Source organism: Calothrix sp. CBUCES-K 9914, assembly GCF_059640475.1.
The window spans coordinates 1-25,600 of sequence record NZ_JBXXZH010000076.1; the positions used below are offsets into that span (position 1 = coordinate 1).

The 25,600-nt window shown below is 38.9% G+C and carries 27 protein-coding genes and 2 pseudogenes; 20 read left to right on the plus strand and 9 right to left on the minus strand.

Annotated elements, in window-relative coordinates; all coding sequences use genetic code 11:
- Positions 1-346 precede the first annotated feature (346 nt).
- On the plus strand, positions 347-595 hold the full coding sequence (locus AC2JBO_RS18205; RefSeq protein WP_496955062.1) for a peptidoglycan-binding domain-containing protein: 249 nt from the start codon (positions 347-349) through the stop codon (positions 593-595).
- 143 nt (positions 596-738) lie between these two features.
- Positions 739-2,475, plus strand: a complete 1,737-nt coding sequence (locus tag AC2JBO_RS18210) for a sulfatase-like hydrolase/transferase (RefSeq protein ID WP_496955063.1) — start codon at positions 739-741, stop codon at positions 2,473-2,475.
- Between the two features lie 131 nt (positions 2,476-2,606).
- Here AC2JBO_RS18210 and AC2JBO_RS18215 read toward each other — a convergent pair whose 3' ends face one another.
- Positions 2,607-3,302 carry a hypothetical protein gene (locus AC2JBO_RS18215; protein ID WP_496955064.1) on the minus strand — a complete coding sequence of 232 codons (696 nt, stop codon included), beginning with the start codon at positions 3,300-3,302 and terminating at the stop codon, positions 2,607-2,609.
- A 252-nt stretch (positions 3,303-3,554) separates the two neighbouring features.
- On the opposite strand from AC2JBO_RS18215, the gene AC2JBO_RS18220 reads away from it, so the two are divergent.
- A complete protein-coding gene (locus AC2JBO_RS18220; protein WP_496955065.1) occupies positions 3,555-4,040 on the plus strand; it encodes a hypothetical protein in 486 nt (161 codons plus the stop codon).
- Entirely contained in the window at positions 3,982-4,545 is a 564-nt protein-coding gene (locus tag AC2JBO_RS18225; protein ID WP_496955066.1) for a transposase, read from the plus strand. Before AC2JBO_RS18220 ends, AC2JBO_RS18225 begins: the two co-directional genes overlap by 59 nt.
- A 12-nt stretch (positions 4,546-4,557) precedes the next feature.
- On the opposite strand, the gene AC2JBO_RS18230 is transcribed toward AC2JBO_RS18225, so the two are convergent.
- Positions 4,558-5,022 (minus strand): helix-turn-helix domain-containing protein, encoded by a 465-nt coding sequence (locus AC2JBO_RS18230; RefSeq protein ID WP_496955067.1) that lies wholly within the window; start codon positions 5,020-5,022, stop codon positions 4,558-4,560.
- A gap of 169 nt (positions 5,023-5,191) precedes the next feature.
- On the opposite strand from AC2JBO_RS18230, the gene AC2JBO_RS18235 reads away from it, so the two are divergent.
- Both AC2JBO_RS18235 and AC2JBO_RS18240 read left to right on the plus strand, forming a co-directional pair.
- On the plus strand, positions 5,192-5,494 hold the full coding sequence (locus AC2JBO_RS18235) for a DUF4145 domain-containing protein (RefSeq protein WP_496955068.1): 303 nt from the start codon (positions 5,192-5,194) through the stop codon (positions 5,492-5,494).
- 188 nt (positions 5,495-5,682) lie between these two features.
- A complete protein-coding gene (locus tag AC2JBO_RS18240; protein WP_496955069.1) occupies positions 5,683-6,120 on the plus strand; it encodes a hypothetical protein in 438 nt (145 codons plus the stop codon).
- A 342-nt stretch (positions 6,121-6,462) separates the two neighbouring features.
- On the opposite strand, the gene AC2JBO_RS18245 is transcribed toward AC2JBO_RS18240, so the two are convergent.
- Entirely contained in the window at positions 6,463-6,864 is a 402-nt protein-coding gene (locus AC2JBO_RS18245) for a mannose-binding lectin (protein ID WP_496955070.1), read from the minus strand.
- 341 nt (positions 6,865-7,205) lie between these two features.
- Here AC2JBO_RS18245 and psb34 point away from each other — a divergent pair, with 341 nt between their 5' ends.
- Together psb34 and AC2JBO_RS18255 are read left to right on the plus strand one after the other, a co-directional pair.
- Entirely contained in the window at positions 7,206-7,379 is a 174-nt protein-coding gene (psb34, locus tag AC2JBO_RS18250) for a photosystem II assembly protein Psb34 (RefSeq protein WP_496955097.1), read from the plus strand.
- 486 nt (positions 7,380-7,865) lie between these two features.
- Positions 7,866-8,099 carry a hypothetical protein gene (locus AC2JBO_RS18255; protein WP_496955071.1) on the plus strand — a complete coding sequence of 78 codons (234 nt, stop codon included), beginning with the start codon at positions 7,866-7,868 and terminating at the stop codon, positions 8,097-8,099.
- Positions 8,100-8,354: 255 nt separating this feature from the next.
- Here AC2JBO_RS18255 and AC2JBO_RS18260 read toward each other — a convergent pair whose 3' ends face one another.
- On the minus strand, positions 8,355-9,200 hold the full coding sequence (locus AC2JBO_RS18260; protein WP_496955072.1) for a class I SAM-dependent methyltransferase: 846 nt from the start codon (positions 9,198-9,200) through the stop codon (positions 8,355-8,357).
- Between the two features lie 461 nt (positions 9,201-9,661).
- Here AC2JBO_RS18260 and AC2JBO_RS18265 point away from each other — a divergent pair, with 461 nt between their 5' ends.
- Complete coding sequence (locus AC2JBO_RS18265) at positions 9,662-10,390, plus strand: hypothetical protein (protein WP_496955073.1); 729 nt, start codon at positions 9,662-9,664, stop codon at positions 10,388-10,390.
- 148 nt (positions 10,391-10,538) lie between these two features.
- On the opposite strand, the gene proS is transcribed toward AC2JBO_RS18265, so the two are convergent.
- Entirely contained in the window at positions 10,539-12,344 is a 1,806-nt protein-coding gene (gene proS, locus AC2JBO_RS18270; protein WP_496955074.1) for a proline--tRNA ligase, read from the minus strand.
- Between the two features lie 81 nt (positions 12,345-12,425).
- Between proS and AC2JBO_RS18275 the strand changes: the two genes are divergently transcribed.
- Positions 12,426-13,814, plus strand: a complete 1,389-nt coding sequence (locus AC2JBO_RS18275; protein WP_496955075.1) for a 1-acyl-sn-glycerol-3-phosphate acyltransferase — start codon at positions 12,426-12,428, stop codon at positions 13,812-13,814.
- Positions 13,815-13,925: 111 nt separating this feature from the next.
- On the opposite strand, the gene AC2JBO_RS18280 is transcribed toward AC2JBO_RS18275, so the two are convergent.
- Positions 13,926-14,066: a hypothetical protein gene (locus tag AC2JBO_RS18280; protein ID WP_496955076.1), complete on the minus strand. Its 141-nt coding sequence runs from the start codon at positions 14,064-14,066 to the stop codon at positions 13,926-13,928.
- A 41-nt stretch (positions 14,067-14,107) separates the two neighbouring features.
- Entirely contained in the window at positions 14,108-14,308 is a 201-nt protein-coding gene (locus AC2JBO_RS18285) for a hypothetical protein (RefSeq protein WP_496955077.1), read from the minus strand.
- A gap of 67 nt (positions 14,309-14,375) precedes the next feature.
- On the opposite strand from AC2JBO_RS18285, the gene AC2JBO_RS18290 reads away from it, so the two are divergent.
- From AC2JBO_RS18290 to AC2JBO_RS18320, 7 genes and pseudogenes are all read left to right on the plus strand, one after another.
- Entirely contained in the window at positions 14,376-14,621 is a 246-nt protein-coding gene (locus AC2JBO_RS18290; protein WP_496955078.1) for a hypothetical protein, read from the plus strand.
- 177 nt (positions 14,622-14,798) lie between these two features.
- Positions 14,799-14,984, plus strand: a complete 186-nt coding sequence (locus AC2JBO_RS18295) for a hypothetical protein (RefSeq protein WP_496955079.1) — start codon at positions 14,799-14,801, stop codon at positions 14,982-14,984.
- 215 nt (positions 14,985-15,199) lie between these two features.
- Complete coding sequence (locus tag AC2JBO_RS18300; protein WP_496955080.1) at positions 15,200-15,826, plus strand: hypothetical protein; 627 nt, start codon at positions 15,200-15,202, stop codon at positions 15,824-15,826.
- 225 nt (positions 15,827-16,051) lie between these two features.
- On the plus strand, positions 16,052-17,320 hold the full coding sequence (locus tag AC2JBO_RS18305; protein ID WP_496955081.1) for an amidohydrolase family protein: 1,269 nt from the start codon (positions 16,052-16,054) through the stop codon (positions 17,318-17,320).
- A gap of 78 nt (positions 17,321-17,398) precedes the next feature.
- Positions 17,399-18,175, plus strand: a complete 777-nt coding sequence (locus tag AC2JBO_RS18310; RefSeq protein ID WP_496955082.1) for a class I SAM-dependent methyltransferase — start codon at positions 17,399-17,401, stop codon at positions 18,173-18,175.
- Positions 18,176-18,293: 118 nt separating this feature from the next.
- The gene (locus AC2JBO_RS18315) at positions 18,294-18,830 is read left to right on the plus strand and encodes a putative signal transducing protein (RefSeq protein WP_496955083.1); all 537 of its coding nucleotides are present in this window, start codon (positions 18,294-18,296) and stop codon (positions 18,828-18,830) included.
- 81 nt (positions 18,831-18,911) lie between these two features.
- Positions 18,912-19,190 (plus strand): annotated as a pseudogene (locus AC2JBO_RS18320) (DUF6745 domain-containing protein); the annotation flags it as partial.
- Positions 19,191-19,256: 66 nt separating this feature from the next.
- On the opposite strand, the gene AC2JBO_RS18325 reads toward AC2JBO_RS18320, so the two are convergent.
- On the minus strand, positions 19,257-19,637 hold the full coding sequence (locus AC2JBO_RS18325) for a hypothetical protein (RefSeq protein WP_496955084.1): 381 nt from the start codon (positions 19,635-19,637) through the stop codon (positions 19,257-19,259).
- A 200-nt stretch (positions 19,638-19,837) separates the two neighbouring features.
- Here AC2JBO_RS18325 and AC2JBO_RS18330 point away from each other — a divergent pair.
- A pseudogene (locus AC2JBO_RS18330) lies at positions 19,838-21,155 on the plus strand (IS4 family transposase).
- Between the two features lie 451 nt (positions 21,156-21,606).
- Positions 21,607-22,293 carry a SnoaL-like polyketide cyclase gene (locus AC2JBO_RS18335; protein ID WP_496955085.1) on the plus strand — a complete coding sequence of 229 codons (687 nt, stop codon included), beginning with the start codon at positions 21,607-21,609 and terminating at the stop codon, positions 22,291-22,293.
- An 83-nt stretch (positions 22,294-22,376) separates the two neighbouring features.
- Here the strand turns inward: AC2JBO_RS18335 and AC2JBO_RS18340 are convergent, their stop codons facing one another.
- A complete protein-coding gene (locus AC2JBO_RS18340; RefSeq protein ID WP_496955086.1) occupies positions 22,377-23,084 on the minus strand; it encodes a hypothetical protein in 708 nt (235 codons plus the stop codon).
- Between AC2JBO_RS18340 and AC2JBO_RS18345 the strand changes: the two genes are divergently transcribed.
- Positions 23,085-25,514 (plus strand): DEAD/DEAH box helicase, encoded by a 2,430-nt coding sequence (locus AC2JBO_RS18345; RefSeq protein ID WP_496955087.1) that lies wholly within the window; start codon positions 23,085-23,087, stop codon positions 25,512-25,514. It begins immediately after the preceding gene.
- The last annotated feature ends 86 nt before the right edge of the window (positions 25,515-25,600 follow it).

Genomic DNA, 25,600 nt, shown 5'->3' on the forward strand with positions numbered 1-25,600 from the left:
TAATTCCAAAGTCTAGAATGCTTGCTACACAAGGGTTTTAGATTATTTAGTCTAAACTCCAGTCTATAATAGAGGCAATCTCAATTTTTTTTCACGAAACCTTTACTGAACAAAGCTTTCAAGCTTGGCGTGGCGGCTGGTGACAGCTTCGCTACTTTTACCCCAAATTCCAGCAAAAGCGCCGTCTTGTCGAATTTGGAACGATACCCATTTTTAACCCATTGCCGAAAAGTGTAATGGGCAATGGTCAAAAATCACAATTGTCTTTGTCCGCAATTATCAATGATTTCCCTTTAATATTCTCCGATACTGAAATCATCAAACAAAAACAAAAAAGGAGAAAGTTATGCCAGTAGATAATCTTGACCGCACATTAAAACTTGGTGCCCAAGGAGATGATGTTAAGCATTTGCAACAAGACCTGAATCTTCTAAAATATGGACCATTAACAGTTGATGGTGACTTTGGCTCAAAAACAGAAACTGCGGTTAAACATTTTCAAAGCAATAACAAGTTGACTGTAGATGGAATTGTTGGACCACAAACCTGGCAAGTTTTACATGAACAAGCTGCAAGTGCCAGAAGAGCCAGTTAATTTCACTCTGTGCTTTAATCTTAGCCCAAAAAGCTTATTCAAATAGTAAGGTGGGCGCCGTCCCACCCTACTAAATTAGCATTTATTGAGTTTTATACAGAACTAGTCGGACTTCTTATATTTCGTACAATTAAATCAATATTATGAAAAGACGTACATTTCTATCAGCAACCGGTTTGACAGGCGCCGCACTGCTTGGGTCTCAACTTCTGGTTAAATCTAATGCATCAGCAATTACACAAACATCTGCGTATAAAAAGCCTAATATCCTTGTAATTGTTGTAGACCAACTACGCACTCCAAAATGGTTTCCAGCACAAGGGACTCTCGATAGTTTCCTACCTGCAATGGCTAAATTACGAAAAAGTTCTGTTAGCTTTACGCGGTACTATACAGCAGCAACTGCCTGCACTGCGGCTCGCGGCACATTGGTGACTGGTTTATACTCCCATCAAACCTATGTGATGGATACACATTTGAACGATGGTGATGGTAAAAATAGCATACTAATTAAGGCGCCGGCGCCGAGCCTTAACCCTGGTTTTCCGACCTGGGGAAAACTGTTGCGAGACAACTTTGGTTACAGTACATGGTGGTTCGGTAAATGGCATTTATCCACCACAAACTCCCTTGAACCCTATGGATTTAGTGGAGGAACTTATCCTTCCCCCAATGGTAATCCTGGCGAAGGTTTAGCTGTTGACTCCTACATTGTCAACGGTGGTACACCTCCTCAAGGTATTGAAGCTACCGAACAGTTTGCCCAGTGGCTCAATTCCAACGATGCTAAAAATACTCCTTGGTGTACAACCATCAGTTTAATAAATCCTCATGACATTTCTTGGTATCCCCGTGGCACAAAGCAGATACCAGAAGAAAACAACCCGCCAAGTATTTTCAAAGATAAAATTCCGAACTTTGAGAACCCCATCGAATTAAGGAAAAAGCCCCGGTTGCAAGAAGCATTCCGCCGAGCAACAAACATAGGAGCTGGCTTTGTACCACCAAACTTCGGGGAACCCTGGCTAAAAATGTTGGATTCATACCTACTGTTCCAACAATTTGTGGACACTCAAATTGGCAAAGCACTTGATATTTTAGAAAACTCCCCCTATGCCGAAAATACCATCATTGTGTTTACCTCAGACCACGGCGAGTATGGCGGTTCTCACGGGTTGCGCGGTAAAGGTGCTGCTGTTTATGAAGAATCAATAAATGTTCCTCTTTATATTAAAGACCCAACTAAACAGTGGGTTTCCACCCCAGGAACAGAACGGACACAACTGTGTTCTAGTGTAGATATTGTGCCACTGTTACTTACCTTGGCTAGTGGAGATAATCAATGGCGCCGACAATCAGCATTTAAGCATTTAAATACACGCTTGGATATCGCCCAAATTCTGCGTCAACCCTATGCATCAGGGCGCCCCTATATTCTTCACACTACAGATGAACTACTATTAGAGTTGGTAAGCGAACTGCTAGTTTTAGGCAATACCCCAAATCATGTGATTGGATATCGCACAGATAAAGCCAAACTAGGAGCTTATAACTTCTGGCGCCCTGGCACGATAGATATTGAAACCAAAGGTATGGAAGCAGAACTTTACAACTATAGTACAGTTAGAGGGCAGCAGGAATTAGATAACGTCAGCAACAGTCAACCGCAATTGTACAAGCAACTTGTTAACAATCTATTTAATGATGCTATTCCTAATGAGTTGCGTAAACCTTTAACTTCGCCAGAACTGCAAGCCGTACAACAGCAAGCATTAAAAGACTATTTGACCTTCGCTTCTCAAACAACTAAATCAAAAAGCAAGCTGAGTAAAACAGATGAACATCTCGAAGCTTTAAATACTGCAATTGCTAATTTGTAGCTTTACGCTTCAAAGAAGTTGTTTAAAGTCTAAAAATATACAGAAAACCCCACTCGCACTTCGCTTAAATTTCCAAAGAAAATTTAAGCGAAGTGCGAGTGGCGCCTTTAAGTATTTTAGACTCTGCGCGTTTATGCTGCCTTATCTGCTGTAAAGCGGGTATATCTTGTCGTCCAGTCTTCTAACTGCGCGCGCGTCATGGGTTTTTCAATTTTGTCCCCGTAAGCTTTCATTATTAAATTACCTTCTAAGTCTCGTACTTGAAGGTGTTTCCCTAGCTTGATAATTTGTACATTTGCTTTGTAGGAAATAAATGATTTAGCAAGTGTGTTTTCTATCTTAGTATCCTCTTTTTTACCCCCTGTCCAAGTCTCAATAGGCACCATACATTCTTTACCATAAATCTCGACCATTTCTTGTAAGCTTGATAAACATTCTTTGGTTAATAATCTACATTCGATGTAATCAAAGTTAGCCAGGTATTTGGTTAGCAATTTGTTGAAAGTTATATCCTCATGTTTAGCTTTGAAAATACCTTCAGGACGGTAACTTATTTGTATCTTCCCTGTCTCATATCGTAGGTAAGTTTGGCTCGGTTTATCTATTGATAAATCTCCTTTTTCCTCCTTGTAAGTAATTGTGTATCCGAGTAGTATTGATGATTTTACACCTGGAACAATTTCTTTACCCTCTTGGGAGATCTGCTTTAAAGCAACTCTTAATACAAACTGCGAAGCGCGCCGACTCAGATTTACAAGAATTAATTGGTAAATATATTGGGGTAATTCAACAAGCTTACTTGTCTGCTGGTTGTGTGGATATAGCAATTAAAGGGTTACTGTAGTTTCTTCCAAATAAAAAACACTCGGCGCCAATCTTTTAAAGAACGGCGCCGTATTTTATTGACTTACCTCATATATTCTGTACTGCTGTGATGGCTCATATTTATCTTTGTGGATAATAGCTTCTTTTATCCATATGTACCGCCATGACTCCAAACCCTTACCATAACGCTGCTTTCTTAAGTGCTGGACTTTAGACTAAATGATGCAACCCAAAGGAAAAAATAGGGGGTCTGATTGAACACAGACCCCCTTTTGACAGATGCTGAGATAAGTACCACCTTTTCTCACACTGCCATTATGAAATCTGACAAACTTCGAGAATTCCGTCAAGCTGCTTACAAGCTTTTGGGCAAAGCTCATGCTGCGACATTTGAACTAACAGACGCAATATTAACCACACGCAACGCTTACAGTTTAGCTGATTTATCCCTATCGCCATTGTTTCGGCGCAAGTGGCCGAGTATTTACGAGGCGCTACAGGACTGTAGACCTCAGCGACAAAAATTGATGCAGCTATATATCAAACAGATACCGATTACGGAAAATCGCCCTTTGTTGGCTGGAGACCATACTTTGTGGCCTCGCCCAGACGCAGTAACGCTTCAAGACAGAACAATTGAGCATACAAGTCCTGGGTTTGCTGGAAACAAACCAGTTGGTTTTGGCGAGGGATATAGCACCATCGCTTGGGTGCCAGAAGTGTCAGGTAGTTGGGCATAAACAAAAGCGGCATGAGCGAATAACTAGCTACGAAAACCCAATTGATAAGGCGACTTGGCAATTAAAACAAGTGTGTAGAAAATTACCCATAAGACCGATTTCTGTGTGGGATAGCGAATATGGTTGTGCCCCTTTTATTTTGAAAACAGCTGACATTCCAGCAGATATTCTTGTACGTTTGCGTTCAAATCTTTGTTTATGGACAGCACCCCCAGAATACTCTGGTAAGGGGCGCCCAAGAAAGCATGGTAACAAATTTAAACTTAATCAACCTGATTCATGGCAGCAAGCAACGACGGAGCTTACATTAAATGACCCAAAGTTAGGATTGGTAAAAATTCGCTTCTGGGAAAATTTACATTTCCGTAAAACTGCTGCACGTCCAATGTCCTTAATAAAAGTTGAACGCCTTGATCAGAAAGGTAATCTAAGAGTTGCAAAGCCCTTATGGTTAGCTTGGGTCGGAGAAGAAATTAGAGTACACACGCATCTAAAAGAGCGGTAGGATAGGTCATTGTTAATCGTAAAGCCCCATATCTTGCGCTTCTTTGGTCAGTTCTTCCATAACGGCAGATTGTCGTTGTTTTTCAGTTTTTTGATAATCAAGCAGGTCTTGGAGCAACACGCGGCGATAAATCCCAACTTTTCGTGAAGGAATTGTACCATCATCCAATAATTTGACTAGATAGGGACGTGAGACCCTTAACATATCAGCTGCTTCTTGGGTGGTAAGTTCAACGCCCAAAGGTAGGATAGTAACAGGCTCACCACGGCTTACAGATTGCAGTACATTCACCATCAATTTAAACATGCCGCTTGGGATAGTGATGCTTGTATCTTGCATTGCAGGGTCAAGGATTGCAAGGGTGATGGTATCAGGAGGATTCGCAACAAACTCCGAGATAGTTTCTAGGGCTTGATTTGCAAGTTTGATTGCCTCGGAGGTAGGGGTATAAGGTTCAATGGGTCCTGGGGTAGCCATACACATTCACTCTTGCGCCACAGTGCGCTGATGGGTCGTACTTTATAAATGTATCGTCAAATCGAAACACTCGCAATACTAAAAATACTCGAAAAAAGGTAATTATTCTCACTGTACGAGGAACTACTTACTAGGCTATAACATAATAAATACAATGTTGTAGCGCGCAATGGCATCAAACTTCGACTTCCTCGGCGCCAATTTCCCAAAACTCCTAGAACACGCATCCCTTGCGGAAAGTTTAGTTTATACCGCACCGCGCGCAAGTTGCTTTTATTCTCGCTTCACCCTAGAGCAAGCGGTGCAATGGTTGTATGCTAATGATGCCTACCTACAACTACCCTATGACAAAAACCTTGGCGCCTTAATACACGAACAAACGTTTAAGGATAATCTTAAACCAGGCTTGTTTCCCAAGATACGCGCGATTCATCAAATGGGTAACATCGCGGTTCACGATGCTCCCCCGTAAATAGTAATGATGCTCTACATCTTGTCCAAGAATTATTCCATTTCCTATATTGGCTATCGCGCTCCTATTCTTCCAATGCTAAAAATCATCCAAATGTAACCTTTGATAAAACCCTAATCGCCAAAGCAAAGAAACCGGGAGAAACCGACTTATCCCAACAGCAGCTACAAAAGCTACAAGCAAAACCTTTGCTTGCTGACCAAATACGTCAAATAAAAGAGGAACGGGAGAAAAAGACCGAAACGGAAATTGCGGAACTGAAAGCAAAAATTGCAGTTCTCAAGCAACAAAGCTCTTCAGTCCCAGATTCCCATAACTACAACGAAGAAGAAACTCGTCGCTATTTAATTGATGTACTTCTTAAAGAAGCTGGTTGGAATATTCATCAACCAGAGTGGACAGAGTACGAAGTTACTGGAATGCCAAATACAACTAACAATCTGTTTAATGACGCTATTCCCAACGAGTTGCGTAAACCTCTAACTTCACCAGAACTCCAAGCCTTACAACAGCAAGCATTAAAAGACTATTTGACCTTCGCTTCTCAAACAACTAAATCAAAAAGCAAGCTGAGTAAAACAGATGAACATCTCGAAGCTTTAAATACTGCAATTGCTAATTTGTAGCTTCACGCTTCTTCAGAGGAACTTCCAGTGGAATAACCCCTGCTCCCTTATTTATTGCAATTGGTTGATGCAGGACATGCAGATGGCGCCCAATCTCTAATAAAGAGGCTGGGCTTTTTATTTATATAGCCTAATGCCTTGCGTACATATCAGTTACAAGTTGTAAGGAAAGGCGCAATTTATCTACATTTACTTATCTTTACATAGTTTGGTTTTTTCAAGTCGTTCTACTTAATTTAAACGATAGCAATAACAATAGAGACGCTATATATAACGTCTCTACGAATTTAAATCATTTTTTAAAGAAAGCAAAGAGTGTTTTATAGTTTACAATTATAAAGTTTAAGGATTACTTGTATAACGTAGAACACCATTAATATTTTCTATACCATTTAAAACAGTGGCAGTACGATTAGGTGAACTATCTCTTCTCTTACATATTGCCTCAAGTACATTACCATTAGCAATGTGGATATTGTTGCAACTTAATTGATAGTTACTAATTCGATTTTCAGAAGTTACTTTCAAAACGCCGTTTATATTCTCAATTCCTCGCAATAAAATAGAAGTTCGATTATAAGTACCGTTGATTCTCCGGCAGTTCGCTGATAAACTATTTCCATGAACCGCAATATTATTACAGCTTAATTGATAATTACTAACTGCTGCCGAAGCTTTGTTATTGATGCCAACAAGACTAGATGCACCAATTAATGCGATTAAACCGAGTACGTTAATCTTCATAGTTTTCCTATTGATTTCAAGATAATTGTTTGATTCAACCTCAAGACGGGCGTAGTGAACACGATAATTGTTTACTTCAGTTTCTCTTGGTTGGTTATAATCATGTCTACAGGTTAATAAGTTGACATTCCAGAAACAGGCGCCATGAAATTACACCCTTATCAAGTCTTAATATTTATTCTACGAATAACTTCATGGTTGCTGTTCATTTACTGGTATCACCCGCTACATTAGTTAACCAGAACTCACCAATTTTTCCCCTGACTAAAGGTTGAAACAACCATATATAGGAATTTTGGCGTTGCTGAATCCACGTATGAATTCAAATGTAGAGACGCGATATATCGCGTCTCTACAAGGGTTTGAACGTAGCGCAAAACTACGCAACCGAACCTAAGATGTACTATGCTGAATACCCTGCAATTTGGGAGCAACGTCGATATACGATTCAAGCTGCGTTTGCTACATTAGGAGTCACTACTTTGGTTTTAATTGCATTTTCAGTAAGCCTGTAAAAATTTAATTTGGGTATCTCCTATCTAAATATGGACATCTCTCTAGTACCTCGGTAATTAAAACCGGGGTTTTTGCTGTTAAAGTGGGTGGTTGATATTAACAATTGCAATGGCTGCATAATGATTCGTGACAGAAGCCCTACTTATTCATCTACCTATAGGTATACTCCCCGGACATCATAGCAGTGACTTCAGTCACCAATAAATGTATGACTTAGGTTATTTAAGGATAATTACTTTCCTCACACACATATTTCTACTGAGTTTTCTAAACTAAATATAAGAGTTGTTCAGCGATACTACTGAAGAGAAAAAACAACTTATACATAATTTTGGCTACAAATACTTTTCACAAAGTTTGACTTTTGAGAAAAGTATGTTGAAAGGGGAAGCATTTTCCTTTTGTCAGCCAAAAAAGTATAAATTATAAATCCTTGAGTAAGGCTGTATATAACTCAACGAAAAGAAACTACAGGAGATTTAAAAATGATGAAACGTATTTTTGCAGCAGGAGCATTATTAGCTCTACCACTCTCTATTGCGTCTATTCAAACCCCAGCTGATGCTGCACAAGTTATTATCAGACCTGATCACAATAGAGTTATTGTTAGTAGACCTGTTGTTACCCGTAGAGTCATTCGCCAGAGATGGGTTCCAGCACACTGGGAAAGAACACCCCGTGGGCGCCGTTTGGTTCCTGGTCACTACGTAAGATATTAATCAATCGGTTGTACTCTGCACTATTATTAGAGTACATAACTTGATTGCAGATATATCTTTCGGGTGCAACTACCTTTATTTGTTAATTCTAAACTACCATTCGTGAACAATTCCCACCAAGAACCAAATCTTTAAAGGCACCCAGAACACTTTGTATGTTCGTGAGATGAAAAAAGATTTATCTATATCGTATTTATTTAAGTGATTTTACACAGATTTAATTACATATCAGTGTTGCTGATTTGATCAAATTAGCTATATTTTTCGAGCAATATTAAAACCTGATAAAAACGAAAGCTTAATACTGGCGCCCTCTAAACTTTCATCCTGTATTTTTTTACGTAAAGCAGCAAACAAAGCTTCTTTCACATGTGAGTCCAGCATCAAGTAAGGAGAGTAAGAATTTAACAGCGCAAAATAATCATCAATACTATAGGTCAATTCACAAGGAATATATTCAGTAACTAAATCTTGAAATTTACCAGATTCGAGAACAATTTCTCCAAAACTTTTTAAATGCTCTTCCTGTTTCTCTTTACCCTCATATTCACCTTCATATTTTTCCAGCAATGAGGGAGCGTATTGTTCATATATCTTGATAAACTTCTGGTAGATTTTGTAACTAGGTTCTAACCTCATATTCCAGAGTAAAATCAAATAGCCATCGTCTTTCAAACAAGAAGCTGCTTTTGGGTATCCAACTTCGGCAGGTATCCAATGAAACGATGTCGCAGCTAAAACAGCATCAAATTTATTAGCTTCGGGTTGATATTCTTCAAAAGAAGTATTGATAACCTCTACATTAGGATATTGTTGACAATTTTGCCGTGTCAAAGAACAAAAATCTGGGTTAGGTTCAACACAAAGCATCGAATAACCTAACTTAGCAAAAGCAACGGTAGCAATACCAGGTCCACATCCTACTTCCAAAATATTTGCATCGTCTCGGAGTTGTGCCAACTCTACCGCACGCTGAATTAGCTGTTGAGGATAGCGGGGTCTTGCTTTATTGTAAGCCTCAGCAGCAGGAGAATACCAAGTTTTGCGTTCTTCTAGGTCTTTATCAGAACAACTTTTTAACACTTCTTTGAAATCTTTCATAAAAAACCCACCTCAAAAATCATTGTAATTCTTGTAACTATTGTAGGTTGGCTTACGCGACAGCGCAACCCAACATTATATTATAATGACCGCAAAATATCTTAAATACTTTATTAGCAGATTTCTATTGGTGTATTTATTTAAAATAATCTAATCAGGGTTTTTTGTGAACATACTTCCCCTTTTAAATAAAACATCTAATACTTTTATATTAGGTGCTGTAGTTAATCCCACAGACAGATGATTTTTGTAAAAATTGCACAAGTTGGCGCCTACTACAAATATCGATACCATAGGTAGTGTTGAGAATTAGGCTAACATCTGGCGCCCGAATTCACGATTATTTAGGCGCCGCTCGCACTCTTATTCTGTACGAGAGCAATGAATTCAAAATTTAGCTACCCTACGCTCTGCACGGGCGAAACACTCACTTTGTATTAAAGAAGTAATAGGGGATCAATATGGAATTAACCGCTTACAATTCTGGTAATGGCAATACCAGAGCAAACGTATCTCTAAATACCGATTTACTGAATTCGCTCTCATCAAGATTATTCAGCTTCTCAGGGACAAACCCAAGCCTATTACAAGAAACAAGCTTGTCAGGTGGAAGTTCTTTTCCAAGTTTGAATATCAATACCTCCGACTCCATCAGCACGATATCAAAAATAGCAGACAATACTACCGTGAGCGGAAAAATCATCAGCGTCATTGGAAATGGAAACACTTTAAATGCACAAGGAGGAGACGCTAGTTTGAGTGTGGTAGGTGATAACAATATCTTAAACGGGGGGTCAGGCAACGGTACTTTTAGTGCAGTGGGAGATGGCAATATTCTAACTGGAGGTCTTGGCAACGATACTCTTAGCGCTGTAGGCAATAACACTCTCATTGGTGGTAGTGGTATTGATACTTTTGTGCTGCCTTCGCTCAATTTATCACCTTCTAATCAAGTGGCGCCAGGGCAAAGCTTAATTCAGGACTTTCAAATTGGAATAGATAAATTACAGTTGCCCACTGTCACGATTGCCACAGGTAACACGTCTTCCTTTAGAATAGTCAACTATGACGAACTGGCTCTCACACAGAATGGACAAAATACTAATATCAGCTATCAAGGTAATCCGTTAGCAGAGCTTCAAAACATTCCAACCAGTCAACTCCAAGTAACAGACTTTGTGCTACCGTAGCCTAATAATATTACTGTTCAAAGACTGACCATTTTTTCTTAAGTCAATAATTCAAAATTGAACAGCAAATCTTGTGGGATGGGCATCCTTGCCCGTCCCACAATAAATTGATAAATGAAACAGGCAGGGATGCCTGTTCCACAAGAGGTTATTTGATTGCTTCTTCAACCCATTGTTTTAAGGTTGATACAACATCTTCAACTGGAATTTCTTGTGACTCTTTAGTTTTGCGCTGTACTAATTCAACTTTGCCGTTGGCTAAGGCTTTACCTGTGACTATTCTAAAAGGTATACCTATTAAATCGGCATCTTTGAATTTAACACCCGCGCGCTCGTTTCTATCATCGAGCAATGTTTCTACACCTGCTTTATTAAGTTCTGTGTAGAGTTGTTCTGCTGCTTCAACTTGTTTGGCATCGCTAATGTTGGGTATGCAAATAATGGCGTGATATGGTGCTATTGCTACGGGGAAAATTATCCCGTCTTTATCGTAAGATTGTTCGACTGCTGATTGTGCCAGTCGGGAAACTCCCACACCGTAACATCCCATAATAAGGGGTTTTTCTTCTCCTTGTTCGTTGGTATATGTGGCGCCCATAGCTTGGGAGTACTTAGTTCCTAGTTGGAATATATGACCTACTTCGATACCCCGCGCGCTTTGAATTATTTGCTGTGGGTTATGTACTGCCCTGTCTCCGGGTCTAGCTTTACGCACATCTACGGTGATGTCTGGTAATTTAATTTGCTGATTCCAATTGGTGCCAACAACGTGATATCCAGCAGTATCGGCGCCTGTGGCAAAGTTTTTTAAGTCAACAGCGGTTTTATCGACGAAGCGTAAAAACTTTGGCGCAATATCTTTGGCTGATTTAATATGGTCGTCTGTTAAATCAGGTGCAATGTAACCCAATGGTAAAGCTTTTGCAGCCCATTTTGATTGTGCATCGGCATCAGGAACAACTAGCTTTAATAATGCACTGGCGCCATATTGGGAAGCTACCTTGGTTAATTCATTTTGTAACTTGACTTCGTTAACTTCTTGGTCGCCACGAATGTTTACTAATACCAGTACCGTCATGCCGTTGTCGTAAGTGGCTTGATATAAAACGTTTTTGACGACGTTGGTAGGGGAACACTTGAGGAACGTACACATTTTTTCTATTGTCTCGGTTCCTGGTGTTTCGAGCTTTTCGTAACTTGTAAAAGGTGAAGGTTCTGCATCAGCAGGTAATGAAACTGCTTTTTCCACGTTCGCAGCATATTGCCCATCTTCAGTGTAAAGTACTTCGTCCTCTCCTGCTTCGGCAAGTACCATAAATTCGGTTGAACCACTTCCACCAATGGCGCCTGAGTCTGCTTCTACAGGACGAAATGCTAAACCGGAACGACGCAGCATATTACTGTACGCTTGGTACATATCTTGATAGGTTTTTTTCAAACTTTCCTCGTCCGCGTGGAACGAGTACCCATCTTTCATAATAAACTCGCGTCCCCGCATTAACCCAAAGCGAGGGCGAATTTCATCACGGAACTTGGTTTGTATTTGATAGAGGTGCTGAGGTAACTGACGGTACGAACGAATCATATCGCGCGCTACATACGTAATAACTTCCTCGTGCGTAGGACCCAAAGCTACCTGACTATCGCGTCTATCGGTAAGGGCAAACATGATACCCTCAGCTTTAGTATATGTATCCCAACGTCCGGACTCTTTCCATAATTCCGCAGGCTGCAATTGTGGTAAAAGACATTCTTGGGCGCCAGTAGCATTCATTTCTTCGCGCACTATTTGGGATACTTTTTGCAATACTCGCCACATTAAAGGCATGTACGCATAAAGACCAGCACCGATGCGACGAATATAACCTGCGCGAAGTAACAATTTATGACTAGGAATCTCAGCATCCGCTGGGTCATCTCTAAGCGTGACGAATAACATTTGTGACAGTCGCATCGTTGTCCCCTTTTAGCTATAGTTGACTTCTTTCTCGGTTAAGTTTAAAGCAATATTTTAAATTTTAGATTTCCCTCTGTTATGTACCAAGCACAACCACCTCTCGAATTTATCGCTCCCAAGTACAACCCATACTTTCTGCGTCTGACTCATTTGCTGCTACCACTGTGGATGCGCGCGCAAACCTCACTCACCAAGGTCGAAGCAGAAAATGTTGAAACATTAGTAGACTTGTACCGCCAGTTTCAAGCGGGTAAAATCCGTTTTATGTTAGCATTTCGCCACCCCAAAACCGATGACCCAATCGCATTAGGGTACTTGTTTTCTCGAATCGTACCAGAAGTAGCGCGTCATAAAGGCATTAATTTCACGGCGCCTATTCACGCTCATTGTATCTATGACCGAGGCATTCCACTTTGGGCAGGCGCCCACATGGGTTGGATATTACAGCATTTAGGGGGAACACCTATCCAACGTGGTAAAGCAGACTGGACGGGACTAAAAAGCGCGCGTGATTTATTTGTAAATGGTCAGTTTCCAATGGCAGCAGCGCCGGAAGGTGCTACAAATGGTCTTTCGGAGATAGTTAGTCCACTTGAACCAGGTATTTCGCAAATGGCGTTTTGGTGTGCCGAAGATTTACAGAAAGCTGGACGCACCGAAAAAGTTGTAATATTACCAGTTGGAATTAAATATAGTTATGTAACCGAACCGTGGGATGCCATTAATGATTTACTCACCGAACTCGAAGCAAAAAGCGGGTTGAAGAGTGAGGAGTTAACTTCTTCTACTCAGCACTCAGAACTCAGCACTCAGCACTCTTTATACTCTCGTCTGCTACGTTTGGCAGAGCATTTACTGTCAATAATGGAAACCTTCTATACTAAGTTTTATCACTGTAAATTACCAACCAATGGTGGTGCCGAACTACCCAACGATAAAAATGAAGCTATAGCCGCGCGGTTACGTGCATTATTAGATGTAATATTACAAGTAGCAGAAGACTTTTTTAAGTTACAACCAAAAGGTAGTTTAAACGATAGATGCCGAAGAGTCGAACAAGCTGGTTGGAACTGCATTTTTAGAGAAGACTTTAAAGATAGTAAAGCAGTATCTGTTGTAGAAAAAGGTTTAGGTAATCGTGCTGCCGAAGAAGCTAATATGCGAATGTGGCACATGCGCGTAGTTGAAAGCTTCGTTGCAGTTACAGGTCATTATGTACAAGAAAAACCTACTGCCGAACGATTTGCTGAAACCCTTTTAATTTTATGGGAAATGGTAACGCGAATCACTGAAGGAAATACCTCTCGGCGCCCAAACTTAGGCAAACAAGAAGCTTTCATTACTATTGGTACACCAATATCTGTTTCCGATAGATATCCACAATATAAAGAAAGTCGTAGTGGCGCCAGACTTGCAGTAGCTGATTTAACTTCATATTTACAAGTAAGCCTAGAAAAATTAATTTAAAATTGAACGTAGGGTGTGTGGCGCCACCAAAAACTTGAGCGTAGTAATAAAACTTGTGGCGCCACGCACCGACTTTAAATTGTAGCTGATAAATTATTTTACCAATAAATGTCACCTGCTTTTCTTCCATACTTTTGATGTACAGCTATTACTAAGTACCCAAAGGCAAGCAGCTTCGTCCAACATTGTTGGAGTTTCAAAACTTGCATAATACATAGCAATTCTGTCAATAGCTTGATTTATTGCAGTCATTTTAATTTTTAATAAAATATTTTTACAATACCTTAAAGATATCACAAGTCAGTACAACGCCCTTCTCTCAAATGCTGCAATGCTTCTTTCGCGAATATATCTAATTTACCCGCAACGACATCTGCCTCAAATTGCTTATCCCAAATAGTCGCATCAAAGGAAGCATACCATGTACGGAAACTTACAAGCTCTTCTTCTGAAAGCTGACTTATAGCGAGTTGAATTTCTTTAAGATTTTTCATACTTAACTTTTTCAACTGTCACTCTGCTTACTCAAGTATATAATAAATGGATAAAGGAGGTATGAGCATGAATCAACCAAAAGTTTTTGCTGATTTTCACAACGCTGATACGAACGGCAGATTACGCCTTAATTGCACTGGGACTATTGAAGATTTGGCTCGTTACAAAGTTTTGCTTAAAGAAAGTCAAAATTTGGTTTTATATAGCGAAGATTTAGAAGCAGATGGAGTTATTGAATACTCAACAGAAGAAAGCATTTGGGTTGCTGTGATTGATTGGAATAAGATTAGACAGCAGGGAAACTATGTCTGAGGATGGTAATGTATTCTTGACTTACTTTGCTACATTATATATAGCATTCCTAAATCATTTGTAAAATCCGTATGTGTAGAGACGCGATATATCGCGTCTCTACATTTTACAATTTTTTATAAATCATCTAGGACTGCTATATAATAGTAATTAATGTTAAATAGGTGCCATAAAAATATGACTACTCATAAACTACCTCAGAAAAAGAAGAAAGCTCAGAAGAATGAACACCCGCTTGCAGGCCTCGCTGGTAAATTTGAGGGCGAATTTTGGGAAGCAACTCTTGAAGAAATAAAACGCTTAAGGGAAGCAGATAAAGAAGAGATTAATAAAATATTAGATAGTAGTTTAGAAGATGAGTAACATAAGTGTATTTACTTGATACTAGTATCGTTAGTAATTATCTGGATAAACGTCGTAGTAATTTTCCGCTCATCGAAAACCAGATTCTAAGTAAACCACCTGAATCTATATTTGTTAGCATTGTTACCGTTGAATATTGATTCTAAGTACGGAAAGTAAAAATAGGCTATAACAGTGGGTAAGCTTATCATCATATACTAAACGCTGATAAAAAAATGACAATCAATATTCCAAAGTGTATGCGTGTAATCAACTTAACATTAGTTGCTAGTACATCTTTATTGTTAGGCTCATACAGTCCAAGTATTGCTTCCTCTAAAGATAATATAGTTCAAGCACAAACAAAACAAGTACGTCCACAACGTCTTTCTGCTGGGGATGTTCGTCAAATTCGTGCGGCACTACCTAAGCTAACCCCAATTATTAATCAAAGTTTCCGAGTTAGTTTGCCAGAATGTAGTTCTTGTTTCTTTGTCCCTGCTATTAATAACGAAAATACATTAGGGATATATTTAGTCAAAAATAATCGTATCGTTTACACCTTCCCACAATCAGAAGATTTAACACCCACTGGTTGGAGATTATTTGAACTCAAAGCTGTGTCTTTTCTACAGCTAGGTTTTTCTGACCCGAATGAAGATGGTGTTTTAGTTCTAGCAGACTATATCACAGGTATCGGTCGAACTGGAGCTAAACCTTTTCCTGTAGCTATTGTCTATCAACGTGGGGGAAAAGGATTCAAAATTTTAGCTAAAGAAAGCGAAGCGCTGACATCCCGACGTGTGAAAACAGTTAGAGATGCTGAAAAAATACTGCGGAGTGAATTCCAATATTTACCTTAAGTAAATCTATCCAAAGTAATATATTTTGGCATTATTTTTACTTAAAGCTATAATAAAAAATATAGAGTTTCTAGCATTTCATAAAACTTACTCCATATCTGATTTGGAAGCGACTTACTTTCAGCTTTCCTATATTTTGTTGCTTTCTAAATATAGAAAATCATCAATTCAAATATTCAGTTAACAGTTATGAGCTTACTGTTAACGCACGTTCGGTGAACATATATGGATACGAACTTAACTTATTACGACTTAGTTATCAAAGATGGTTGGGTAATTGACCCTAGTCAATCGCTTAACGGATATTTTGATGTTGCAGTATCTAACGGTAAAATTGTCGCAGTTGCCAAGCAATTAACGAACTACAAAGCCAAGCAAACTGTTATAGCATCCGATTATATAGTCTGTCCTGGCTTAATAGATTTACACACTCATGTTTACGAATGGGCAACTAATTTTGGTTTGCCTGCTGATGATGCGGGTATTAATTCAGGTTCTACCACAGTTGTAGATCAGGGTAGCAGCAGTTATTTTAACTTTCCAGGCTTTAAGTCTAATATTGTAGACAAAGTTAAAACAGATGTACGCTGCTTTCTTTTAGTTAACGTAGGCGCCAATAAAGCACTAGAACTTACAGGTTCTTGTTTTGATAGTCCTAAAAATATCAATGTAGATGCAATTGTGCATTTAGCTGAAGAATATCCTGAAATTATACGTGGCTTTAAGGTTTTTGCTGATTCAGGCTCTATATCTCGATGGGGCATGGATGTAATGGAATTATCCCGTGAAATAGGTTTAAGGACTGGTTTGCCATTGTATGTCCACACAGGAGAATTATTCCCTGTAGTTGAAGCCTCACGACCATCACCAGAACAGGTAGTAAAAAAAGTGGTGTCCTACATGAAAGCAGGTGATATATTAGGTCATTGCTACAGTTGCCAACCAGATGGAGTGATGGGAAGGGGTACTAAAGTTCCGGATTGGCTGCTTCAAGCTATCGAGCGTGGAGTCTTATTAGATTTAGGACACGGATTGAAATTTAGCTTTGACATCGCAAGGCTAATGATAGAACAAGGAGTCCTACCTTACACGATAAGTAGTGATGTCCACGGTAACTTCTTTACTCTTCACGATGATTCTCATTTGAACTATAGTTTGTGTGGTGCTATATCAAAATTGATGGCTTTAGGGTTGGATTTAGTAAGTGCGATTGCTTCTGTCACGATTAACCCAGCACGCATTTTGAAAGCAGAATCTGAGATTGGCACATTGAAGATTGGCTCGCGTGCGGATATCAGCGTATTAAATTTAGTAAAGGGTTGTTGGTTGCTTTTTGACTCGATGGGCAAACAATTGGTAGCTAAACAAAAACTGGCGCCTGTTTGGGTTGTGCGTTCAGGAGAGTTAATTCAACCACATAGCCGTCTTCTACGAGATTTAGAATACCAATGTAGTCAGATTGATGTTAGTAATCAAGACCTTTGTATCGCTTAAACATCATACTTTACAGGAATTGTTCACGAATTTCGGCGCCTTCAGTTTAAAATAAGCACGGCACCACCATTTAAACTCATGCAAGATAATTCAAGTGCAGCTACACCGTTGTATACTTTAAATCCACGTGAACGATTTACAGAACGCGCGGATTATTATGTAAAGCATCGTCCCAGTTATCCAGCGCAGGCAATTGATTTTGTTCTTCTTGGACTGGCACCTGCTTCTCAAATTTTAGCAGCGGATATTGGTGCGGGTACAGGAATTGGGTCGCGATTGTTGGCAGAACGTGGAGTTAAAGTAATTGCAGTTGAACCAAATGCAGCAATGGGGGAAGCTGCACAAACACACGAGAATGTCGAATATCGTGATGGGGGTGCCGAAGCGACTAATTTACCAGATGCATCGGTTGATTTAGTAACAGCATTTCAAGCTTTTCATTGGTTTAACCCTGAACCAACTTTACTAGAATTTCGCCGTATTTTAAAACCGGGCGGACGTTTGGCTGTTGTATGGAATAATCGTGATAAAAATGATGCTTTTACTGAAGAATATGGTCATTTTGTCCGCGCGCTATCTAACAACCATCCAAGTGAGTCACGGTTGAAGTCAGTAGAACCATTGCGGCAAACTCAATATTTCAGCAATTATTACGAACACGAACCTATTCCATATCGTCAAGAGTTAGATTTGGATGGGTTAATTGGACGCGCGATGAGTACTTCTTATGTTCCGCGCGAAGGGGAAGGTCATGAACGACTTATTTCTGGTTTGCAAGATTTATATCAACGGTTTTGTAATAAAGATGGCTTGGTGTATATAGCTTATCAAACTAATGTTTATGTATTAAGTTAGGCTGTCGGAGAAAACTAGATTTTTGAATGCCGCACAAGATGACATGCAGAACTACCTGGCACTATCTAATAGACTATGTAGGTTGGGCAAGGACAGTTTGCAACGGATTACGTAACAGATGAACAATAAACTTGTAACAATCGCAACTTTTGCTAACTCCGTTGAGGCTTCGCTTGCACAGCAACTACTTGAAGCTGAAGGAATTCCTGCGTTTTTGATGGACGATAATACAGCTAATATGGCTTGGCATTTAACCATTGCTTTGGGATGGATTAAACTAAAGGTCATGCAGGCTGATGTAGATAATGCTATTGATATTTTGACTGCTGTCAATTTACAAGACAATTTACAAGTTCCTGAGAATGAGGCGCCTTCTTTAAACGAAAATACTCAAGATACAACATCTAGGCGCCATTCCAGTTCTAATAGTAAAAACGATAAACTTTTGGACGATGCTTTTAATGCAGCAATAATTGGCTTATTTGTTTTTCCCCTTTGCGTAATGCAGTTATACTCACTTTCTCTATTAGTTTTCCTATTATTTACTGGTTGGGTTAGCAAAAACAAACAATTAAAAGCTATAGTGACATTTTTATTAAATATATTAATGCTTGCCATCACATGGATAATATTTTCTGCTTTATTTATAAAATAAGCACAGTGCCGTTTATCAAAGTAATGTTTATATAATAGACGGTTGGGGACAGCCGTTCCACAAGAAATTTTTATTTCCGTTCATCCGCATCAGTGGCAAGCAAATTGGTTGTTAACTGAAGAAAATGCAGAACTAAGACGAGTTTTGATTCAAGGAATTGGCTATACTCGCATAGTTCAGGAATTAGGCGCCGTTGAGTTAGATTCATGGCGTGAGTATACACTACTTCGCATCGACCAAAATATCGATGTTGAACCCATTCATCTTTTAAAAATGACTTGTCCAAGTACTGCGTATATTCATGCTACCCGTGTTCCACCAACAATAACATCCGCACGGGAAGCAATACTGCTCGGTTAAGGGAAATAGAGAGTAAAAGAGTACTAATTTGTTCGCGTTTTAAAAACGAGAACGAGTATAATTGGGTTATTTTTTCTCTTTCTGGCTTTCGTACAAATCTATCCAGTTTTGTCTAAGAGAATGAATTGTATTTTTTAAGGTGTCAATTTGCATTCTTCGTGTAACTTGCATGACAGCATCAATATGATCGGGGCTTCCAGCTTTCCCCAAATGCTTATACTTACTCAATTTATCAGGAGTTTGGGTAGGGAAGACGGGTGTAGTCGCGTGCAACTTATAGTACCAGTAAGTTTTTTTCTGTCCTCGTGCCTGGTAGCGCAGGACACAACAACCTTCGGGCGCCACTTCTCCGGTAGATTGAATTTGCTGAATTTGTAGTTGTAAAGTTGCTATTGCTTGTTGCAAGAGTTCCGCCCTGGCAATAACATCATCAGTTTTCGTAGGCATGGACTGCTAAATTAAGAGGATTATTGTTCTCGTGCTTTTAACGAGAACGATTAGTGGTTTAATTTATATTATCTTACAACAAAATTAAACCTTAATTCTGGGTGCTAATGACTCTAATTAACTTTGAATTCAACAATCAAGCCTTAAATCGAGCGCAATTGCTCCTGGCTCTTAACCAGGTAATCCCTACCAAGGTGATAATGCAAGCAATTACAACTACGGTTAGTGAGCGTCAGCGTCAAAGGATACTTCCTACACACGTAGTAATTTCTCTAATAATTGCCATGAGTTTTTGGTCTGATAATTCAATTGTTGATGTACTTAAAAATCTTGTTCATGGTTTAAATTCCTTACAAATTGTACTTCTAAAACGTTTTAAAATACCAACATCTTCGTCAATCAGTGAAGCTAGACAACGAGTTGGCGCCCCCGTAATGACTCGTTTATTTGAAATGGTAGCTAAACCGGAGCGCTTCTCCTCAAACACCAGGTGCCTTTTTATGTGGATTAAGAATAATGGCTGTTGATGGGTCAGTTTTTGATATTCCTGATACAGAAACGAACGCAAGAGTTTTTGGCTATCCTGGTTCTAGACCTGGTACATATCCAGCCTTCCCAAAAGCAAGATTAGTTTTTTTGGTAGAAGCAGGTACACGTTTAATAATAGATGCATTTTGTTGTCCTTACCGAATTGGTGAAAGAAGGGGTGCTTTAAAACTATTACGTAGTGTCTCCAAGGGTATGTTGTTAATGTGGGACAGAGGATTACATTCATTTAAGATGTTTAGTGCAACAATTAAACAAGGATGTCATGTTTTAGGTCGTGTGCCAGCTCATGTAAAATTTGAAGTTGTTAAAACTTTTTCTGACGGTTCCTACCTAAGTTGGATTGCTCCGGATGGAAAATCTAGAAAGAAGGGTGCAACTCGCCTGCCAGTTCGTGTAATTGAATATATAGTTGAGGAGAATGGCGTAGAAAAAGTTTATCGTTTAATTACTGATTTGATGGATTTTGCTACTTTTCCAGCATTACTTTTAGCGCACGAATACCACCAACGGTGGGAAGCAGAAAATACTTTGGATGAGTTAAAAGTTCATCTTAATGGTCGTAAAATTCCTATACGTTCTAAAAATCCTCGTGAAGTAGTTCAAGAAATTTATGGCTGGTTATTAGGACATTATTGTATACGTTGTCTAATGTTTCAATGCGCTGAAGTAGCTGGTATCTCTCCGTTACGCTTAAGTTTTACTGGAAGCTTGCGTGTTATTAAACGCGCGGTGACACTGTTCCAACAAATTGATTTAGAAGCTGGAGTTATAAATGTATATTATAGTTGGTTAATTTGGGAAATTTTAGACTTAGAAATACCACCCGCACAACAAAGGAGTAATCCAAGAGTTGTGAAAAAAACTAGGTCTAAATTTAAAAGCAAAAAGCGATTACATCGAGGCAATGGAACTGTTAAGCAGCAGTTGACTTTTAAAGTCTTTGAAACTACTGCTACTTGTACATCGTAATTGTGAACAGTATAGACGATAAATGGTGAGCGAGGATTGGAGCGAATTTTTTTAATAATATATATAGTGCGTTCCTTGATAATATATTTGTCTAGGCATAAATTTTTGCGGGTTTATGTAAACTTCTGTATGTTCTCGTTTGTGACACGAGAACTATATTCTCTTTATTTTACCCTTCATTCTTCCTTAACCGAGCAGTATTGGCACGGGAAGCTATTCGCTGGGTTAATTGGGATATTGATTCTGAAAACTTTGCTGTGGAAACTTAAAACAAAATTACTATTACTGGGTTTAAACGTGAACCCAGTTTCTAGCTAAATTTCATTCAAATATAAAATATTCTAATTTTTACTAGCGTAAACATTTAAATAAATAAATCTGAGTAAAAGTTTAAATAGGTTACTATAACTTTTAATGTGCAATTTTTAGTACTAGACGCACTACAGTACCTATGACTCAAGCATCTCAACCGCTTTGGATACAGGATAGAGACACGGTTATTGCAGAAAGCCAAAATGATGAGTGGCGTTATGGTAGCGCACCAGATTACACGCGCACCAATATTTTTCTTAACAAAGAAAGGAAGCATAATCACAAAAACGGTTCTTTAGAAGCTATTGTTCAAAATTTAGTACGCGCGTTTGAAATGGAAGCGAGCTTTAAAACGAATCCTCAACAATGGGTTTCGGTTGTAGCAGACAAATTCCGTATGAGTACCAATGGTGGTCAAGCTTACACCGCTTCAGATATCGTTGATCAAGGAACTTATAATCTTTTTATCACAGAGACAGAACATTATAATCCAAAAGTTGAAGATTTTGAATCAAGCGCACATCTTTTCCATAACGCTTTTCCTACAGGTTTTGTATGGGAAATTGTTGAAGTATATTCTGGACCTCCAAACGTCACCTTCAAATGGCGCCACTGGGGAAGTTTCACAGGACGCTTTAAAGATTTTGAACCAACTGGGGAAACAATTGAAGTTGTTGGGATGAGTGTTGCGCGCGTTTCCGATGATTTAAAAATAGAATCTGTCGAACACTATTTTGATACAAACGCATTTTTAGAAAAGTTAACATCAGGTCAGAAATCTAATGAGAGTGAAAAGTTAGAAACTGGTTGTCCTTTTCACTCATAATTAGTTACAGCTATAAATCGGTGCGTGACGCTACCTATGGATGTGCTTCGTTTCAAAATTTTAGTAGCGTCACGCACCCTACTTTAAGAATTTTTGATTATTTTGATGCCATCTGGTAGTACGATGAGTTTATACTTTTTGTCAGCAGTCGGGCGCCACTGAGTTGGCTCAATTTGATTTGCAGGAATATATATTAAAATACCATCTTGGTTTGATGCAACGATTTCAGCATATTTATTGACGTTTGTATCTGTTTCAACTACCTTTATTTCTTCTCTATTATTAGGAGTAGATGTTTCAGGTATTAAAGCAGAATTAAGAATATAAATTTTATCATTTTCTCTATATCCCTGACAAAGATATATTTGATTCTCGCTCATTTTTAATTTATTATTCGTTTGCACAGGCACTATAATATCAGAACTGCCTGATGTATTAATTAAAAGCTGTACAGTTCCCGTGCGAATTGCTTGCTTTACTCTACCTTGAATAATAAATATTTCTGAGTTCTTTTTTTCATTTAGCTCAATTATATGATAAGCAAGAATTTTTCCACCACTGTCACAAAGAGGAATTACAGAAAAGCATCCTAATCTATCGATAAAATCAGTGTCTTGTGAGCGATAATTACCTTTGTTTTTAATGGGAAAAGTCAATCCATCCGATTCACACTGAAAATATTTCTCGTTATCAACTAAAATAATTCTACCTATTTGCGTAAAATAAAGGTAAAATCTATTCTTACGGTTGCTTAAATCATTTTTATCACTACCATTTTCATTTAAGTCCATATGCTATCTACTGCAAGCGTCATTCAACTAACCAGCATACAACAAGAATTGGTGGAGAAAATTGAAAATCACTACTATGCGGGTAAAAATTCCTGTTTATTATTTTTGCCTACTGGTGGTGGTAAGACCGTAGTAGCAGCCGACTTAATCGCGCGCTGGGTGTCGAGGGGTAAACGTGTTTTATTCTGCTGTCACCGTACCAAGTTAGTTGGGCAAACAGTAGATAAACTACAAAGATTTTATGGTATACACTCAAGTGTAATTCACGGCGCCAATCCAGTCAATTATGGAGCGCCTGTTCAGGTGGCAATGCTGCAAACCTTGAATAATCGTGATTTGCCACCAGATATAGACTTAGTAATTTTCGATGAAGCGCATACCACAAGTTACTGGGGCACTACATATAATATAATGCTGCACTATAGTGGTGGTATATTTGCTCTCAGTAAGTGTAAATTTTTAGGATTAACTGGTTCACCTTGGCGTACAAAATCAGAGCAAGGTTTTTGTCAATTTTATGACTGCTTAGTAGTCGGTCCATACCTCGACGAACTTGCAGCATTAGGTCAAGTCACACCAGTTCGCCATTTTGGCTGGGGTGGTTTGATTGATTATTCAAAACTAACAATGGGCGCCGATGATTATACCGCTGAATCATTAGATTTGGTGTGTGATGCCACATTTAATGAAAAAGTTGTGCATGAATATAGGCGCCACTACGGGCATTTAAATTCAGTAGTGTTTTGTGGCACTGTTAAACAAGCAAAAGATATTCACGCATGGCTTAATAATGCTGGTTTACCTGCGGGTTTGATAGTAGGGACGACATCAAGTAAAGAACGCGATGAAATATACGAACAATTTAATACTGGTACTCTTAAAATCCTAGTAGGTGTTTCTGTATTTACCGAAGGATTCGATGCTCCGATATGTGATGCTGCAGTACTAGCTTATCCAACAGCGAGTTTGTCGAAACTGTACCAAATGAGTGGGCGCCCAACGCGGAAGTACAAAGGCAAGACTCACGCTTACTTATTAGACTTTTGTGATAATTTTTCCAGACTGGGGTTTGTCACCGAACACCACCCAATATCTTTATGTCCAATTGAAAAAGAACCTTCTTCGTTTGAGCCTAAACTAAAATCTTGTCCACAGTGTAATGCTCTGATTAACCGTTACGCGCGGGTTTGTGAATGTGGATATATATATAGTAGATGTAGTAACCTCGCTGCCGAAATCAAATCGAGAAGTCGTAAGCCTGATTTTAGCCAATATGGTGAGCTTTTAACTTTTGAAGAAAGGCGCCAAATTGGTTACTTACGCAGGAAGTTGCATAACATCATCAATAAAGGTTGTGACCCTAGCTTAGTAGTACGAATATTCTTTGAACATTATAGGAAAGTGGCGCCTACTGAATGGTTCCTAGGTGCAGTGTTTGATGGTGATAAATCAGCTTCAACGATGCAAGTTTGGTACGATTATTTGAGAAGGGTACGACCGTTCGGTGATGAATGGTGGTATCAGTTTTGGATGGAAGCAGAGTTTGGAAGTAAGGCTGTAAATTTTAATAATGATAGTAATTGGAGTGAGTACTTTGGGTGTGGCGCCAATGCTATATGGGAAGAAGTATTTGAATCGTATCGTATTCGAGTCATGAATGCGAGTGAGAATGATGTAGTAAATGCGAACGTGATGCTGACATATGCGGCTGTTGCATTGAAACAATGGGATTATGTAAATACGTTTACTGCGAACCGCGCGCGCGTGTCTTCTTTACAGGTAAAGATGCTGCAACTAGCATCGGATGTCATTGCTGCAATAAATAACAGTGATGTAGTGAGATTGAAAACACTAATTAATCAAGACTTACACTTGTGGCAAAGCGCTATTAAGTATTTAACAGACTCCGAACGCTTTCAACTAGCCGACTTGCTTAAGTCTTATAATAATGAAGCAGCAGAAGTTTTGACAGTAGACTCGAATAGCGTACAACCAACGGATTATATTGGTAGTTGGTGTTTGTTGGATGATAACAGGGTATGTTTAATCATCAAGTTTAATAGCGGTAGCGGTCAATATGTTGGTATGCTCGGTGAAAAGTATATCAACTTTGGATTTAATAATATTCAGTTGATAGTAACTCTTGGTTTAAATATAGACGATGAAAAATTACCAACTGAGACACCACCAATGTGGACGCAATTAATTGCCGAACATGCTCCACCTTTTTATTCATTGTTAGATAAACTGTATATTTTTGTAAACCATAATCAAACTCGTTCGGAATTGGAATTATTTGCTTCTAGTTTGATTTATAAACGAGTTGTAGATGATTTATTTAACGGACTACTGGCGCCGATTGCTTGTAAGTTAAAAACGGAGAATTTAGGGAATCCCCCCAGATTGCTGGTGCGACAATTTCCAGAGTAGGGTGCGTGACGCTACTAAAATTTGAAAACGAAGCGCAGTGCTAGTAGCGTCACGCACCTGACTAAAATTTGAAAACGAAGCGCAGT